The sequence below is a fragment of the Rhodohalobacter sp. 8-1 genome (assembly GCF_038150125.1).
Lineage (GTDB): Bacteria > Bacteroidota > Rhodothermia > Balneolales > Balneolaceae > SW132.
This window is the reverse complement of record NZ_JBBVMF010000003.1, coordinates 35,062-50,322: the sequence shown is the minus strand read 5'-3', so window position 1 is coordinate 50,322 and position 15,261 is coordinate 35,062. Positions and strand designations below refer to the sequence as shown.

The following is a 15,261-nucleotide window of genomic DNA, read 5'->3' as shown; positions in this document are numbered from 1 at the left end:
GCCTCATTCAAGTTTCAAATGATTGATGGTATCAAACTCATCTTCTTGTATATGTTGATGAAACCTTTTGAATTGGCCGGGACCTCCGAACCATTCAAATACTTCTCTTCTGCTTACAGAACTCCGTTTATCTGCGTAGTAGTAAGTATGAATAGAATTAAATTTCCATTTTTCCGGAGTGTCTGCAAATCCATGGAGCACAGGATTGAAATGAATATAGCGGATCATATTTGTGAAATACTCATCGTCGCGAATAGAGATGCGTTCAATATTATCCAGAAAAAGGCTCCCCCGCCTGTTATACATGCTATTAAATGACTTTGAATAGGAGATCAGCATATTTTTGAACTGCCTCGACACCAGATCCGCAATGTCTTTTTGAGACATTGCGGATCTTCTTTCTTTCGGATATAGCTCTTCAAAATAACTACCCAACTTTTCTTCATTCCTAATCCTCAATAAAAAATGGAAGTGATTGGGCATTAAACAGTAGGCATAAATTTTTGCAACCGGGCTCATGTACTTCCTGAATCGCTCAAGAAAAAAGCGATAGTTTTTATCCTCTTTGAAGATCAGGTCATTGCCATTTCCATGATTATAAACATGGTAAATAGTGTCTGGTTCAAAAGGCTCTCTTGGATTAGCCATGTTTCTCCGATTAGTTGCTTGGATCTTTCTTTAGTAAAGTGACTTTTAACAAGATCCGCAATGTCTCATTGAGACATTGCGGATCTTCTTTCCTTCGGATATAGCTCTTCAAAATAACTACCCAACTTTTCTTCATTCCTAATCCTCAATAAAAAATGGAAGTGATTGGGCATTAAACAGTAGGCATAAATTTTTGCAACCGGGCTCATGTACTTCCTGAATCGCTCAAGAAAAAAGCGATAGTTTTTATCCTCTTTGAAGATCAGGTCATTGCCATTTCCATGATTATAAACATGGTAAATAGTGTCTGGTTCAAAAGGCTCTCTTGGATTAGCCATGTTTCTCCGATTATGTGCTTGAATCTTACTTTAAAAAAGTGACCTTTAACAAGATCCGCAATGTCTTTTTGAGACATTGCGGATCTGTGCTTAATCCATAAGCAATCATCTGGATCATTTTCAATCCTTGTTGTCAGTTGTCATGGGATAGTGTCAGGAAGATTGTTGAAAAGATTTGTTACCAGAATGCGACTGATTTTTTTTCAGATTTGAGTAACGGTTAAGTCATAAAATGAGTGAATATACTCTAAAAAAGCAAAGGGCAAAGGGTTGACAAACTCATCCGATGACTATTCATTAGAAAGTATTTCATTTTTATACATTCAAGTTACATATTAAATCAAGTATTGATAATCCGAGTGTTTTTTTAACTGCCACTTTAAAGCCAGCGAACTATGAAAAAGGACCAATACACCCGAAAGCAATTCATAAAATCAACCGGAGTAGCAGTAGGAGGAGCTTTATTGGCAGGGCCAGCATTCTCCAGAGCAGGAGGCATCAATAATTTATTTAATAAAAGAAGAGTGGTTCTTGTGGGGACCGGAATTCGCGGAATTACATTTTGGGGACGACGTTTGCAGGAGAGATATAATGACGTGATTGAATTCGTTGGTTTATGTGACATCAACCCCGGCCGGCTGGATTATGGAAAAGGGTTTATTGGAGCCGATTGCCCCACCTTCACCGATTTTGATGAGATGCTGGATACTGCGAAACCGGACCTGTTGATTGTGACCACTGTGGATGCGACGCATCATCAGTTCATCATAAAAGGGCTCGAACGGAATATCGATGTAATCACGGAGAAACCGATGACTACCGATGAGTACAAATGTCAAGCTATCCTGGATGCTGAGAAAGAATCAGATGCCGAATTAATTGTTGGATTTAACTACCGCTACAGCCCACATCACACTAAAATCAAAGAACTTCTGATGAATCAGCGTGTGGGTAAAATTACATCTGTGGATTTTCATTGGTACCTGAATGTCTATCATGGCGCTTCCTATTTTCGCCGGTGGCACGGCATTGAAGCGAGTGGCGGGACGCTTTTGGTTCACAAAGCCACGCATCATTTTGATCTGTTGAATTGGTGGCTGAATTCAGATCCGGTTGAAGTCTATGCGAAAGGCTCGCTGGAGCATTATGGAAGTAATAATCCCTTCAGAGGGAATAAATGCCGAACCTGTCCGTACCAAAGTAGTTGTGATTTTTACTGGGACATCACTGAAAATGATACGTACATGGATCTCTATGTAGCCAATGAAAATCATGATGGCTACCTGCGTGATAACTGTCTCTGGAGACATGAGATTGATATTTACGATAAAATGTCTGTCCAGGTGAAATACGCGAATGATGTCCAGGTAAATTATTCTCTAACCACATATTCCCCTTATGAAGGAATGAAGATCGGCTTCAACGGATTTGATGGACGGATTGATGCATGGCATGGAATTCCATGGAGAGAACAGGAGAAGATTAACCAAAGTGAATTGCATGCCCAGGAGATGTCGCAGGAAGAAATTGACGAAGCCACTGATTTCGAAGAAATTATGGTAATGGATAACTTTACTGCTGATTATGAACATATTAAAGTAACTCAAAGCGGCGGCGGGCATGGCGGCGGAGATGAACGACTCCAGAATCAAATCTTCCGTGATACGGAAACCCATGACCCTCTGAATCTTGCCGCCGGGAGCCGGGATGGGGCCATGTCAATCCTGATCGGAATTGCCGCTCGTAATAGTATTGAATCCGGGAAGCCAGTGAAAATTGAGGATTTAACCTCGCTGAAACCTCACCCGACGAGGATGCTTTAGGAAAAAGTTTCCAAATATCCACACAGTGTATGTGCATCGAACGTGTGAAGTCAAATTTCTGGGTATCGGATAATGGTATGGGGTATAGTCACAGGCTCCTTGATATTTTTGAAGATCCGCAATGTCTCAATGAGACATTGCGGATCTGACATATAGGTAACCCTAAAAACTCCCCAGCAAGTAATCCACACGATTCCGGGCCGGCTCCCATCCCACTGCAATGCCAATATCCAGCTGTAGGTTGCCGATCTTAAATTTCGACCGGATGCCTGCGCCCAGAATTGTTCGGGCTGATGACTGAACCCGGTCTAAATCGGCTACTGTTTGTGAGAAAAGCACCATATAAATATTGGACAGGTAAACCGGCAGCAGTAAGCCACCGTCATCGGGATAGATCAGCGGAATGGTGTAGCGGGTGTCCAGAACCCCGAACTCTGTAGCGCCGCGGGTCACGCCGGTTTCGAAAAGGTTAGACACAACCGACTCGGTATCAAATACAAGACCGCTGGTTTGTGTAAATCCCTGGGCCGACACTCTCAGCGACTGGTTGAAGCGGCTCAGCGGAGCCACATACCACACCGCGCCGGCACGAAATCCACTTCGCCGCCGGATGGGGTTTGTGGATGTGCCCCCCGGTAGCGGAATTGTGTACTCGCTTGAGTTGAGGCCAATTCGCGATTGCGTGAATAACTGAAGGCCGCTATTGGGCTGCACATCACGCGTATACTGACGCAGCCCAAGATTCAGCGTTGTATTCAGCCCGAGCGTGTAAATCGGCTGTTCGTATTCAGATATCGCCTGTGAGGCATCATCAAAGTTCATAAACCGAACCTGCCTCAGTGAAAACTCAGGCTCTGCGAGAAATGATGAAAAACGTGTGTTTTGTTCCAGTCTGTACCGAAATGGTAAGGAAAACGTGCTGCCTCGCTGCTGAGCAATCGTAGGAAGAAACCGGGTTTGTTCATTTTCACCTTCAAAACTGAATGTAAACACGGATGGCCGGTTAAACACATCGAGCTCAAAACCCGGCCACTTGCCTTTATACCGGTAGGTCCCATCAAACCAAAACGCGCTCCTGAAATAGGTTAACTCCATTGAGTATGCGTTTTGGCTGAGGAGGTCAACACTTTCCAGCGACACACCAAGCCGGTCCAGGTCATCAATTTCGCTTTCTGCTACCGGGAGCCACAATCGTGGTTTCAGCCAGCCGAGACCAGTGGAGTAGCCAGACTCCTCCCAATTATTTTCGCGAAGTGATCTTTGCGCGTTCTGGTCGTTCAGCAGCGGCCTGTCGAGCATCTCACTTACGTGTTCTGTGACTCCCCACTCTTCGCCTGACAACTGCTGATCATAGAAATCAGACGAATTCAGTATTACCGGAAGCTGTTCATTTTTTTTCTGATTGATGTAGGCCAGTCGATTTCCATCAGGTGAAACAGAGCTTTCCATAGCAATATATCTGCTATCGGTGATCCTGCGGACGGTTTCTGTTTCGATATCAAATTCATAAATATTCATAGCACCACCTTTGTCCGCCGAAAAGTACAGCACATCGCCTGCTTCATTCCAGGCCGGATCAAAAATGGATGCACCCTCAAATACAATGTCAGGCTTTCGATTGAACAGGGTGTTTACCGCGGTAAGATCCTCTAACCAAATTGCCTGAACACCATGTTTTTTTCCGAGAATTGCGGTAAGGTTATTTGGCTTTGGCGCCGTGCTAATCACCGTAGCGTTTTCAGCATTTTGATATGTTCGCAACTCCTCGCCTGACCTGGAATCAAGAACGACTAAACGACGCGTCTGGCCATCTGCCTGGGCTGCAAGGATGTTTTCATTCCAGTACGACGGGGAGGTTACCCGCAATTTATTCGTGATCCTTCTGCCCTCACCGGTTTCAAGCGATAACTCATGCACATCAGCAAGAAAACTGTTGTCATATATTGGATCTGTATGGAAGCGCGAATAAACCAGCGAAGATTTATCGCCTGACAGTGAGTAATGAAAATCTCCGGTAATGCTAACCTCGTGAAACAACTCCGTGGCCTGCTTGACGGTATTGTGAATATAAAAACCTGTTTGGCGGTTGCAGGATCGCCCGTAAAAAAGTATTTCAGTATTGCTGATCCATACCGGCCGGCTTGCGCGACGGCATGTGGCGTTAAATGGCAATTCCTCTGAGCTCAGGTCCGTATCGGCGTTCAGATCATCCATTTTTTTACTAAACAATTCTCTCTGCTCCTCAATAAACTCATCGTAGAGCTCGCCCGGCCACTGACCGGTCGTTCGCCGCACTGCAACACCGAAACCCAGAAATGGCAGCTGATAATGACGACGGATTGATCCCCGCATCGCATCTTCTCCGTAGCCATCCTGAAGCCAGTGAACAAACCTATAACCGCCGATATAGTGCCGGTTAAATGGCGGCGTGTAGGCTGATGTCTGCACAAGCTGGCCCATTGACCAGGGATCATCGGCTCCAATCATTGACAGGAACTGATTATTGAAGTACGGGTAATTGCCCCGTCCGGCTCCATCCATCACACCGTGGCTTTCATGTTCAACGGCAATGCCTTCGATAAATCCAAAAGGTGTTGCAGCGTGGATTGACCGCCGCAAGTCTGGAGAGAACAGTCCCAACGGACGTACAATAGATGGCGGATTCACGCTGAAATGCATCGCATGAACAAGCTCATGTGGTACCACTGTTTCGAGCCAATTACCTGAGCTTGGGCTCAGGGATTTGCCCAAAAACGGGGCGATCTCAATTTCCGACCTGAAATTAAACGGCGAGACAAATCCGTTCGAGCGGTCATTGGCAGGGTTAAGAATGACCGGAAAATCTTGAAGGTTACCGCCTACAAGCTGCTGAATATTGGCGTATTCAAGCTCCAGTATTGCCATCGTTTCCTTCGCCAGGGAGTCATAGCGGGCGGGATAAATCACCCGGAACCGGTCGGTTTGGAGCTGTCGCCAATCCTGGCCTGGCATTCGATATTGCGTGCCGTAAACCTGAGCTCTAACCTGACCAAACTGAGCGTTGGCCTCACCGATCAGGGCAGTTGCGAGTAACAGTAGCAGAAAATATGACTTCATCATGCGTTTGGGGTCAAATACCTATCATCCAGTATATATAAAACAGAGCAAAGCCGGTTAAAAAGAACAGGCCGCAAATAGCAAGATAATGCAACCATCCCGGCGGATGAAATTCAGGATCCACATCGCTGTGAAAAATAAGCCGGTAGTTAATGTAGGCCAGGACGGGCGCCGTTAAAAATGAGAGAGTTGTTGCAAGATCAATCAGCAGCCGGAACCGGTCACCCATCAAAAAAAGAAGAGCAACAGACGTTGCGGTGATTCCAACCAGCAGAACCCTATACTGGAGATTGCCGCGGTCAATTGTTTCGGGGGTTCGAAGATTCAATAGCTCGCTGCAAACCCTTGGGTAGGTATCCGTAACTGTAAACGTGGTGCTGAACATTGTTGAAAACGCGCAGGCTGAGATAAACAGGTAGGCCCAATCACCCAGAGTGACGGTATAGAGATTGATCAGCTGCTGAGAAAACTGCACGCCGCTGGCAGCAAAGGCTTCACCTGAGCCAAACATTACCTCGGCACCCAGTACAAGAAAGCCAAGGGCAAACAGTGCCGCCCCAATGTAGCCAATGTTAAAATCGATGAGTGATTCCCGTAGTTTCGGCGTGTAGCGGGTCTGCTTGATACGCTCCAGCGTCCAGATAGAGTGCCATACTGATGCGTCTATTGGAATAGGCATCCAGCCCATAAGAGCTATTAAAAACGCCACGCCCGACACCGTCCATATCTCTGGAGCAACCAATATGGGCTCCTGGGCTCCACCCGTTGACTGAAACACCGCCGCAACAACGGCAACCAGTGTTGATACAGCCAGAACAATCATAAACAGCTTGATCACCGAGTCAAGTACCGCATAGCTGTTTTTAATGAGTAAAAGGATGCAGAGGCCCAGAATAATAGCGCTCCACAGGCCGGCGTTCAGCTGTATGCCGGTCAGTTCTGCAGCCAGGCTTGCGGTCACAATTGTAACGGCCGCCTGAATGGCAAACATTGTTCCCACGGTAAAAAGTATATACGCCCAAAGTGCCCATCGGCCAAGTTTTGCATACCCGTGGATCATATGCTTACCGGTTGCAATGGCATAGCGCGAGCCAAATTCCAGGAACGGGTATTTAAACAGGTTAGCCAGCATAATGGCCCAGACCAGTGCATACCCAAACTCAGCCCCTGCCCGGGTAGACTGTACAAGGTGAGAAACTCCGATCGCCGCCGCAGCCATTACAAGCCCCGGCCCAATGCTTTTTTTTAAGCCTGTGCCCATTTAATTTAATCTATCTTCCGTATCATTCTATTGGAACCATTATAGCAAAGATTTTTTTGTTATAATAGTAGATGAATAGAACCATAACCCCAAGAAACACATGAGGTAAAGCATGGTAAGTGATAAAACAGTTGAAGAGATTATCGAAAAAGATGGCAACCCACTGATCTCCATAACGATGCCCACCCACCGAGTGGGCGAAGAAATTAAACAAGATCCTATTCGGTTAAAAAATCTATTAACTGATGTTTCTGATACACTCACTGACCGGGGAATGAAGCAGCCAGAAATTGATGAGATTTTAAAACCTGCAAAAGAATTGCTGGAACAACCAATATTTTGGTCTCATCAGGATTCCGGACTGGTGGTTTACCTTGCAAAAGGGTATTTCAATTATTTTCAGCTTCCCTTTAGTGTGCAGGAGAAAGCGTATGTAAATACTCACTTTCTGATCACACCTATACTGCCGATGGTAAGCCTTGACGGCAGGTTCAATGTACTGGCCATTAGCAGAAAAGACGCAAGGCTCCTTCGGTGCACTCGCAATGAGGCCACAGATATAACACCCGATTCCGCAACTACAAATATTGATGATTACCAGGAAGTTGTGCAGGAAAAACAGCTCCAGTTTCACTCAGGGGCCAATCGGGATAAGACAATGTTCTTTGGCCACGGCAATAGAGAGGATAATCACCGGGGCATCATTGAAGCCTACTTTCGAGAATTGGAAAAAGACATCACAACTGAACTGAAAAAGGAGAATAACCCGCTTGTTCTTGTTGGCTTAGAAGATAACCTGGGATACTACAAGTCTATCAACAGCTACAAGAGAACGGTTGATGATGCTGTTAACGCTAATCCTGATGACATGAAAGAGCACGATCTGAAGGAGACAGGCTGGGAGAAAATCCAGAACTTCTTTCTGAAAGACATGTACAATTCGCTCGATCAGTTTACGGAACAGACCAGCGCAAAGGTGTCCAACAACTTATCTGAAGTCATTGAATCTACAGTGATGGGGAAATCTAAAAACATTTTCATCTCCATGAACGAAGACCGCTGGGGACATTATGATGAAGACAATCATGAAGTTCACCTGACGGACGAGCCATCAAACGAAGACGTAGACTTGTTAAACTGGCTGGCTGTTAAAGGCATTGAAACCGGCAGTAACGTTTACATTCTGCCGCGTGACGAGATGCCGATGAAATCAACTGTGGCGGCAGAGTTTAGGTTTTAATGCTCCGTCTGCGGGCCAATGGTTTAATGTCTCTTTTTAGAGTTATAAAACCTTAAATCAGAAACTTATAAAACAAGGCTGTTTGATGTGATTCATTGAAATCCGCATCAGCAGCCTTTTTTTATTTGAATGATCTTTCCAATCTGCTGACGCTGTGTGTTCAAAACAGATTGCGGAATGATTGTTCGACGCGAATTCAGAAAGAATTACCGATGACAGATTAAAGTTGAAATATGTAGGAAGCTTTCAAATCCCATCTCGAGAGGGACAGAAACACAAAACAACGAGTAGCGTCCGTTTTGGGATTCAGGGGTGTGTTCTGTGAAGGCATGGAGCAGAATCACGGAACTTATCCATTTCCAGACAACGAAACCCACCCCTCGTTACACTCATCCGGCGTTGCCGTTTCGTTTAAACTTTTCCCCTTTCGACATGGAATTCTATTTTCTGTCACTTCTCAATTGATGTTGCCCGTTTTTGGGCATAATTAGAAGCTACAAATAACAGATTGTAAATTAATTGTAACCTGAGTTCGATTGTAAATCGGGGCAAGAATACTCCCCTCCTGTGTAAGGAGGGGCAGGGGGTGGTAGCTTTAGGTTTCGAGCTCAAATTAGACTCAAAAAATACTGTTATTCCAGGGATGGCCAAGGCAAAACCACCCCTAAATCCCCTCCTTGAGAAAGGAGGGGACTTTTTGACCACATTTAATGAGATTAATAATCGAACTCAGGTTTGTATGATATGCCTGAATTATAACGGCTGTGAGTCAGATCTCCCCTTCGAGGGGAGGTCATCCTGTTCGTTTAGAACAGGGTGCGAGGGGTGTTCAAAAGCATGATGACGACGTCTGAGTCTGGTGTTCGGTTTTGTAATAAATCCGTTAGACACCACTCCCTCCGCAAGCCGGAGTACTCCCCTTCCCTTTCCCGAAGAGATCCCTAGCGGGGCGAGAATTGTTCATGTGACCTCCCAAATGGTATTACAGCGTTATTGGAGCATGATTAGCGGCTATCGATGACTAATAAACCGGCAGCGACGTATCAATCTCTTTGGCCCAGGCGTTTACGCCGCCCACAAGATTTGAGACATTTTTGAACCCTTTCTCCTCGAGTAATTTCACGGCATTAGCGCTGCGGGCACCCGAGCGGCACATCACTACTATCTCTTTATCCTGATCCAGCTCATCGGTCCGAGCGGGCAGATCGTCCAGCGGAATCAATGTGCCGTCGATATTTGAGATGTGAAACTCGTGAGGTTCACGCACATCCAATAGGATAAAATCGTCGTTTCGGTCTTTCTTTTTTTTGAGTTCCTGTACGGTTGTTTCTTTCATGCAAATGTTGGTTTAAAGATGAGTTCAATTTAAAATAAGGGTAAAACCGACTCCCCTCCTGTGTAAGGAGGGGACTTTTATTGAACAAAGTGAATATTTTAAATTTGAATTAAATTACTGATAGCGATCTAATTTAAACTGCCGCCCCAGGTAGAGCTCCCGTGCTTCTTCATCATCGGCCAGCGTTTCGCCGGTTCCTTCACGCAAAATCCGCCCTTCAAACATCAGGTAGGCTCGATCGGTAATGGCTAATGTTTCGTGCACATTATGATCCGTGATGAAAATTCCAATATTTCGTTTCCCAAGGTCCGACACAATCTCCTGGATATCCTCAACGGCAATGGGATCAACTCCGGCAAATGGTTCATCAAGCAATATAAATTTCGGATCAGTGATAAGCGCCCGGGCAATTTCAGTACGCCGCCGCTCGCCGCCTGATAAACTGATTCCCTTGCTGTTCACAACTTTTTGAAGGCCAAACTCTTCAATCAACTGATCAGCTTTCTGTTTAATTTCTTTCTTTGGCACCTTGTGAAACTCAAGGATAGACTCCAGGTTTTCACGGACCGTCAGATTCCTGAATACGCTTGCCTCCTGTGAAAGATACCCAATACCAAGGCGTGCCCGCTGGTACATTGGTTTCTTAGTTAGGCGTTTGTCGTTCAGGTAAATGTTTCCTTTATTCGGGCGAATCACACCCGTAAACATATAAAAAGTAGTGGTTTTACCGGCTCCGTTTGGTCCGAGCAGGCCCACAATTTCACCCTGCTTCACATTGATGGATACCTCATCCACCACCTTGCGGCCGCGGTAGCTTTTTACAAGTTTATCACTGTGAAGTTTGAGCATTTAGGTGAGGGGATTAGTCCCGTTCGGGTTTATAATCTCCAATCGATTCAATTGTGGCGGCCGCAAGTTCAATACCGGCCTCCACATCTGATCTCGAAACGGTTTCAACCGTACTGTGTATATATCGTGTTGGAGTGGAAATACAAGTTACATAACTACCAATTCCCACCAGATATTGCATCCCCGACGTATCAGTACCGCCAGCGGTCAGCACTTCACGCTGATGTGCTATGTTCTTTTCTTCTGCCAGTCCTTCGAGATGAGCGACAAGCCCCGGCGTACAAATCACACTTTTGTCCATCACTTTTATGGCTGTGCCGTCTCCAAGTTTTGTACACGATTCGTGATCTCCCGATCCCGGCAGGTCGTTGGCAATTGTGGTATCGAGGGCGATGCCGATCTCCGGCTGAATGGCCTGGGCAGCCACGCGAGCTCCCCGAATGCCCACTTCTTCCTGAACGGTAAACACAGCATGCAGGTCAGAGTTACAGGATGCAGCTTTTTTCAAGGCTTCTATCAAAATATAAACGGAAATCCTGTTATCCAGCGATTTGCCCGTCAGGCAGTCGCCCAGCTCTATCAGTTCACCCATACGGGTCACAACGGATCCATCCTTCACAATCTCTTTCACCTTATCACCCGGCACGCCGGTATCGATAAACAGCTCTTTTAGTTTTGTTTTTGATTTCTTCTGCTCATCTGATTGAGTATGAATCGGTTTTCCGCCAATCACGCCGGGAACCGTTTCTGAACCGTGCACCCATACTCTCTGGTTCACCAGTGTTTCGGGATCGAAGCCACCGAGTGTTGAAAACCGGATAAATCCTTTATCGTCCACGTGGGTGGTTATCAGTGAAATTTCATCCATATGCGCGGCCATCATCACGGTGGGGCCGTCGCCTTTGACACGTGCCACCAGGTTACCGATAGAATCGGTATAGACTTCATCAACGTGAGGCTCAACCTGTTCGCGAATAAACGCCCTGATGGGCGTTTCGTGGCCTGGAGCTCCGGGAAGTTCAACGATTTTTTTCAGAAGGGAAAAATCCATTTATCAGGCGATCTGGAGTTCATCAAATAGTGAATCAAACAGCAGTTTACCGTCTGTGTTTCCAAGAATAGGCTCCATTGCACGCTCGGGGTGGGGCATCATGCCAAGCACATTTCCCTGTTCATTCAGAATTCCGGCAATTGAATCTACGGAGCCGTTAAAATTTGCTTCTTCCGTCAGGTTGCCGTCCGCATCACAATAGCGAAACAATACCTGTTCCTGGTCATTAAGTTTCTTCAGGCCGTCAGCATCAATAAAATAATTCCCCTCGCCATGAGATACCGGAATCGACAACACCTGGCCTTTTTCGAGGTGTAATGTAAACTGGGAATCGCCTCGCTCTACCCTGATGTATGTATTCTTGCACACAAACCGCAGTTTTTCATTGTGCAGCATGGCACCGGGAAGAAGGTTGGCTTCCAGCAATATCTGGAAGCCGTTACAGATTCCCATCACCGGCCGGCCGGCGTTTACATAGTGTACAACAGACTGCATGACCGGTGAAAAACGCGCGATGGCGCCTGAGCGCAGATAATCGCCATAGGAAAATCCGCCGGGCACAATCAGGAGATCAATGCCGGTTAGATCGGTATCTTTATGCCATATAAATGTGGTATCGGCCCCCATAATCTTGCCCATGGCATGATAGGCATCGTGGTCGCAGTTGGAGCCGGGAAATACGAGTACGCCAATTTTTTTTGACACGTGTTTTATCCTTTAATTTCGGTGACTAATTGAATTTCCTGCAGTACTGAGTTGACTTTGAGGCACTCCTCAAATGAGCCCTCTTTTGCCGTAGCTTTTCCTTCATTGTGTACTTTTAGGGTGATCTCTTCCGCCTTCTCTACGGAGCAGCCCAAGGCTTTAAGCAGCTGGTTGATCACTTCCTCAAAGGTGTGAATATCGTCATCATACAATATGACACGCCATGGTGTGTCTTCAGCTTCATCTTCTTCGGGCAGATCCAGCACCTCCGTTTCGGGGCCTCTCTGGGGAGCCTGCTCCTCCATCTGCATCTGTACGCTGTGAAGCAATTTTGTCATCCCTTTTCAGTTTCCAGCTTTAAAATCTCAATTTCATAATCTTCCATTACCTCGTTGGCCAGGAGCTGTGCGCACGCAGAATCAGCGATGTCGGCAGCCTCCTTCTCGGAAGCAGCATCAATATCTAGTTCGATAAACTTACCGATACGAACGTTTTCCACGCTCGTCAGACCCAGGTTATGCAGCGCATGGTGAGCCGCCTTCCCTTTCGGATCAAGTATTGATTTTCGAAGTGTTATATGAACGTTTGCTTTGTACATAGTGGTCGTTTTCAGCGTTAAAAAGAGAAATTTAAAGTTAACCTTTATTCATGTCAGCCGCTACCTGTTGTTGAATCGTTTCCAGAAGGTCGGCACGGCTGTTTTCAGAACAGCTGAGCCACGTTAAAAACGGCCAGCGACGCAGCCATGTTATCTGCCGTTTGGCATACCGGCGGGTTGCCGTTTTAAAATCTTTCTCCATCTGTTCGCGGGTAATTTCTCCTTTCAAATACTGAATCACCTGTCGGTAGCCCACGGTTTGAAGCGCCTGAAGGTCGGGAGAATAGCCGGACTCCAGTAGCTGACGGGTCTCTTCAATCAGTCCGTTTTCCAGCATCTCATCACACCGCTTTTCAATTCGCTGATGCAGCATTTTGCGCGGCCAGTGCGTGGCAAAGACGCTCATATTCTCTGGCTGCTCGAACGGTTTATCATTATGAAAATGAGAAAAAGGCTTTCCCGTCTGCATCCAAACGTCCAGCGCCCGGATGATACGCCGCGGATTTCTGTCGTTCATCCCTGAGGCATAGTCCGGGTCAACCTGCTTCAGCTTTTTAAACAGTACGTCTGCTCCCTCATTTTCCATCGTGGTTTCAAGCTCCCGAATGTTCTCATCGCTTGATGAGGGCATATCATCAAGCGACCGCACCAGGCTTTGCAGATGGAGCGTACTTCCGCCGCAAAAAATAACGGTTCTGCCTCGCCCTTCAATCTCCTCTGCCCACTGCATCGCCCGCCTATGGAATGCCATTGCAGAATCCTCCTCGCTAAGGTCGAGATTAGAAATGTTGTGGTGCGGCACATCGCGAAGCTGCTTTTCGGTGGGTTTTGCCGTCCCAACATTAATTTGGCGATAGCACTGGCGTGAGTCGACGGAGATAATCTCACCGTTAATCCATTTCGCGAGCATCACGGCGAGAGAGCTTTTGCCTGACGCCGTTGGTCCCGCAATCATTATGCGATGGTTCATGGTGTTGGTTTGGTTTGTTTGGTCAATTACGGATAAAGGTGCTGTCGATTCGATTTTTTGATTGATATTTAAATCCTGCTTAAGAATAGATTTTACATCACTAATGGGAGATGCCGCATCGGAGTGCGGCATGACTCAGTGGCATTTGAGTTAGCCCTTCAAATGGCTCAAATTGTTACACGAAGGGAGATCCTGTGAGTCACACCCAGTGATGTGGCGCCGCCGCCAAAGTTTGCAAAGCCGTAATCAACAAACACATTTTTCAAATGAATGCCTGCACCAAGTGTTGGAGAGATATAGACGCTGTTTCGCGTATCGGTCGTTACATCTGTAAGTCCCGCCCTGAGGCTGAGCCGCTCTTTGTACGTTCCTTCGATTCCTGCATGTGGCTCGAAGCTCACACGGCCAAGGTTGATAAAAAACGCCTGCCGGTTCTCAAATCGCATATCCACATCAAACGCCCCTGTCATCAGAAAATCGCCGAACTGGCGGGTGTGACCCAAACCTACTTTCAGCGTCGGCAGCACGCGCTCGTTCTGGCCTGATGGAATCTCGTCGCCAAAGTTCTCCTCAAAATCACCGAACTCAGATTCGTTAACTGACCAGAATTTCATCATCGTGGTGAGATCCATCACGTGAACACCAAACTGAGTGTTGCCCATTCGGTACATTGCGCCGGCATCAATGGAGTAGCCCCAGGCATCGGCAAACGGACCTAACCTGTGATTAACAATCTTTGCGTTCAAACCCCAGGAGAGCTGCTCACTTTCCCGGGTGGCATACGAAAAGATAAATGCCATATCGGCCACGCTGAACTGTTCTATATAATCCTCCGGGTTTTCACGAGGCAGGTTTCGTTCTCGATCCCAGGCATTAAGAGTATTCGCAATATTATCCACGCCCTGCCGGAACATGCTCACGGCAATAGTGCTCTCTGAATTTTTTAACGGATAGGCTACAGCACCGTAGTCGTAGCTTACAATCCCGGCAAACCGTTCCGAGTGCATATACGCGATATCGAGTGATTCCACATCGGCCAGGCCAGCGGGATTCCAATAAGCCGATGTTACATCATTTGTGATGGCGGCATGTGCACTTCCCATGCCGAGCGCCCTTGCCCCGGCTCCAACGGATAAAAAATCGCCACCGTATTTTGCATTTGTAAAAGATTGGCCAGACGCACCAGCCGATAGCAGGACGAGCGGTACCAGGAAAAGTAAAAACCTCATATAAAACGATTTCATTGAGTGCGCAATATACCCTTTATAAAGGGCAGACAAAAAGGTAATGGTGGTGTGCAGAATATCATACTATTAATTTTTCATGGTCCCGGTTTTTGTATACTC

Annotated in this window: 14 protein-coding genes; 2 read left to right on the top strand and 12 right to left on the bottom strand. The window is 46.5% G+C overall.

Annotated features, from left to right (window positions below):
* Positions 1–3: 3 nt before the first annotated feature.
* The gene (locus AABW11_RS03405; RefSeq protein WP_340103367.1) at positions 4–648 is read right to left on the bottom strand and encodes a hypothetical protein; all 645 of its coding nucleotides are present in this window, start codon (positions 646–648) and stop codon (positions 4–6) included.
* Positions 649–713: 65 nt separating this feature from the next.
* Positions 714–986: a hypothetical protein gene (locus tag AABW11_RS03400; protein WP_340103366.1), complete on the bottom strand. Its 273-nt coding sequence runs from the start codon at positions 984–986 to the stop codon at positions 714–716.
* Between the two features lie 395 nt (positions 987–1,381).
* On the opposite strand from AABW11_RS03400, the gene AABW11_RS03395 reads away from it, so the two are divergent.
* Positions 1,382–2,809 carry a Gfo/Idh/MocA family oxidoreductase gene (locus AABW11_RS03395; protein ID WP_340103365.1) on the top strand — a complete coding sequence of 476 codons (1,428 nt, stop codon included), beginning with the start codon at positions 1,382–1,384 and terminating at the stop codon, positions 2,807–2,809.
* Positions 2,810–2,971: 162 nt separating this feature from the next.
* Here AABW11_RS03395 and AABW11_RS03390 read toward each other — a convergent pair whose 3' ends face one another.
* Positions 2,972–5,908 (bottom strand): hypothetical protein, encoded by a 2,937-nt coding sequence (locus tag AABW11_RS03390; protein ID WP_340103364.1) that lies wholly within the window; start codon positions 5,906–5,908, stop codon positions 2,972–2,974.
* A gap of 10 nt (positions 5,909–5,918) precedes the next feature.
* A complete protein-coding gene (locus AABW11_RS03385; protein WP_340103363.1) occupies positions 5,919–7,166 on the bottom strand; it encodes an Nramp family divalent metal transporter in 1,248 nt (415 codons plus the stop codon).
* Positions 7,167–7,278: 112 nt separating this feature from the next.
* Here AABW11_RS03385 and AABW11_RS03380 point away from each other — a divergent pair, with 112 nt between their 5' ends.
* Entirely contained in the window at positions 7,279–8,406 is a 1,128-nt protein-coding gene (locus AABW11_RS03380; RefSeq protein ID WP_340103362.1) for a baeRF7 domain-containing protein, read from the top strand.
* A gap of 1,021 nt (positions 8,407–9,427) precedes the next feature.
* On the opposite strand, the gene AABW11_RS03375 is transcribed toward AABW11_RS03380, so the two are convergent.
* From AABW11_RS03375 to AABW11_RS03340, 8 genes are all read right to left on the bottom strand, one after another.
* Positions 9,428–9,742 carry a rhodanese-like domain-containing protein gene (locus AABW11_RS03375; RefSeq protein WP_340103361.1) on the bottom strand — a complete coding sequence of 105 codons (315 nt, stop codon included), beginning with the start codon at positions 9,740–9,742 and terminating at the stop codon, positions 9,428–9,430.
* A gap of 114 nt (positions 9,743–9,856) precedes the next feature.
* Positions 9,857–10,591 carry an LPS export ABC transporter ATP-binding protein gene (lptB, locus tag AABW11_RS03370; protein WP_340103360.1) on the bottom strand — a complete coding sequence of 245 codons (735 nt, stop codon included), beginning with the start codon at positions 10,589–10,591 and terminating at the stop codon, positions 9,857–9,859.
* A 13-nt stretch (positions 10,592–10,604) separates the two neighbouring features.
* On the bottom strand, positions 10,605–11,642 hold the full coding sequence (locus AABW11_RS03365) for a M42 family metallopeptidase (protein WP_340103359.1): 1,038 nt from the start codon (positions 11,640–11,642) through the stop codon (positions 10,605–10,607).
* A gap of 3 nt (positions 11,643–11,645) precedes the next feature.
* Positions 11,646–12,347, bottom strand: a complete 702-nt coding sequence (gene purQ, locus AABW11_RS03360; protein ID WP_340103358.1) for a phosphoribosylformylglycinamidine synthase subunit PurQ — start codon at positions 12,345–12,347, stop codon at positions 11,646–11,648.
* 5 nt (positions 12,348–12,352) lie between these two features.
* Entirely contained in the window at positions 12,353–12,685 is a 333-nt protein-coding gene (locus AABW11_RS03355; RefSeq protein WP_340103357.1) for an ATP-dependent Clp protease adaptor ClpS, read from the bottom strand.
* Positions 12,682–12,945, bottom strand: coding sequence for a phosphoribosylformylglycinamidine synthase subunit PurS (purS, locus tag AABW11_RS03350; RefSeq protein WP_340103356.1), 264 nt, complete (start codon positions 12,943–12,945; stop codon positions 12,682–12,684). The genes AABW11_RS03355 and purS overlap by 4 nt, the downstream gene beginning before the upstream one ends.
* A 37-nt stretch (positions 12,946–12,982) precedes the next feature.
* Positions 12,983–14,047 (bottom strand): tRNA (adenosine(37)-N6)-dimethylallyltransferase MiaA, encoded by a 1,065-nt coding sequence (gene miaA / locus AABW11_RS03345; RefSeq protein WP_340103355.1) that lies wholly within the window; start codon positions 14,045–14,047, stop codon positions 12,983–12,985.
* 35 nt (positions 14,048–14,082) lie between these two features.
* Positions 14,083–15,144: a PorV/PorQ family protein gene (locus tag AABW11_RS03340; protein ID WP_340103354.1), complete on the bottom strand. Its 1,062-nt coding sequence runs from the start codon at positions 15,142–15,144 to the stop codon at positions 14,083–14,085.
* Positions 15,145–15,261 lie beyond the last annotated feature (117 nt).

What these genes read in the sequence shown, in the direction of transcription:
- AABW11_RS03405 (WP_340103367.1), bottom strand. Translation starts at nt 648, where the DNA reads ATGGCTAATCCAAGAGAGCCTTTTGAACCAGACACTATTTACCATGTT.
- AABW11_RS03400 (WP_340103366.1), bottom strand. Translation starts at nt 986, where the DNA reads ATGGCTAATCCAAGAGAGCCTTTTGAACCAGACACTATTTACCATGTT.
- AABW11_RS03395 (WP_340103365.1), top strand. Translation starts at nt 1,382, where the DNA reads ATGAAAAAGGACCAATACACCCGAAAGCAATTCATAAAATCAACCGGA.
- AABW11_RS03390 (WP_340103364.1), bottom strand. Translation starts at nt 5,908, where the DNA reads ATGATGAAGTCATATTTTCTGCTACTGTTACTCGCAACTGCCCTGATC.
- AABW11_RS03385 (WP_340103363.1), bottom strand. Translation starts at nt 7,166, where the DNA reads ATGGGCACAGGCTTAAAAAAAAGCATTGGGCCGGGGCTTGTAATGGCT.
- AABW11_RS03380 (WP_340103362.1), top strand. Translation starts at nt 7,279, where the DNA reads ATGGTAAGTGATAAAACAGTTGAAGAGATTATCGAAAAAGATGGCAAC.
- AABW11_RS03375 (WP_340103361.1), bottom strand. Translation starts at nt 9,742, where the DNA reads ATGAAAGAAACAACCGTACAGGAACTCAAAAAAAAGAAAGACCGAAAC.
- lptB (WP_340103360.1), bottom strand. Translation starts at nt 10,591, where the DNA reads ATGCTCAAACTTCACAGTGATAAACTTGTAAAAAGCTACCGCGGCCGC.
- AABW11_RS03365 (WP_340103359.1), bottom strand. Translation starts at nt 11,642, where the DNA reads ATGGATTTTTCCCTTCTGAAAAAAATCGTTGAACTTCCCGGAGCTCCA.
- AABW11_RS03355 (WP_340103357.1), bottom strand. Translation starts at nt 12,685, where the DNA reads ATGACAAAATTGCTTCACAGCGTACAGATGCAGATGGAGGAGCAGGCT.
- purS (WP_340103356.1), bottom strand. Translation starts at nt 12,945, where the DNA reads ATGTACAAAGCAAACGTTCATATAACACTTCGAAAATCAATACTTGAT.
- miaA (WP_340103355.1), bottom strand. Translation starts at nt 14,047, where the DNA reads ATGCCGCACTCCGATGCGGCATCTCCCATTAGTGATGTAAAATCTATT.
- AABW11_RS03340 (WP_340103354.1), bottom strand. Translation starts at nt 15,144, where the DNA reads ATGAGGTTTTTACTTTTCCTGGTACCGCTCGTCCTGCTATCGGCTGGT.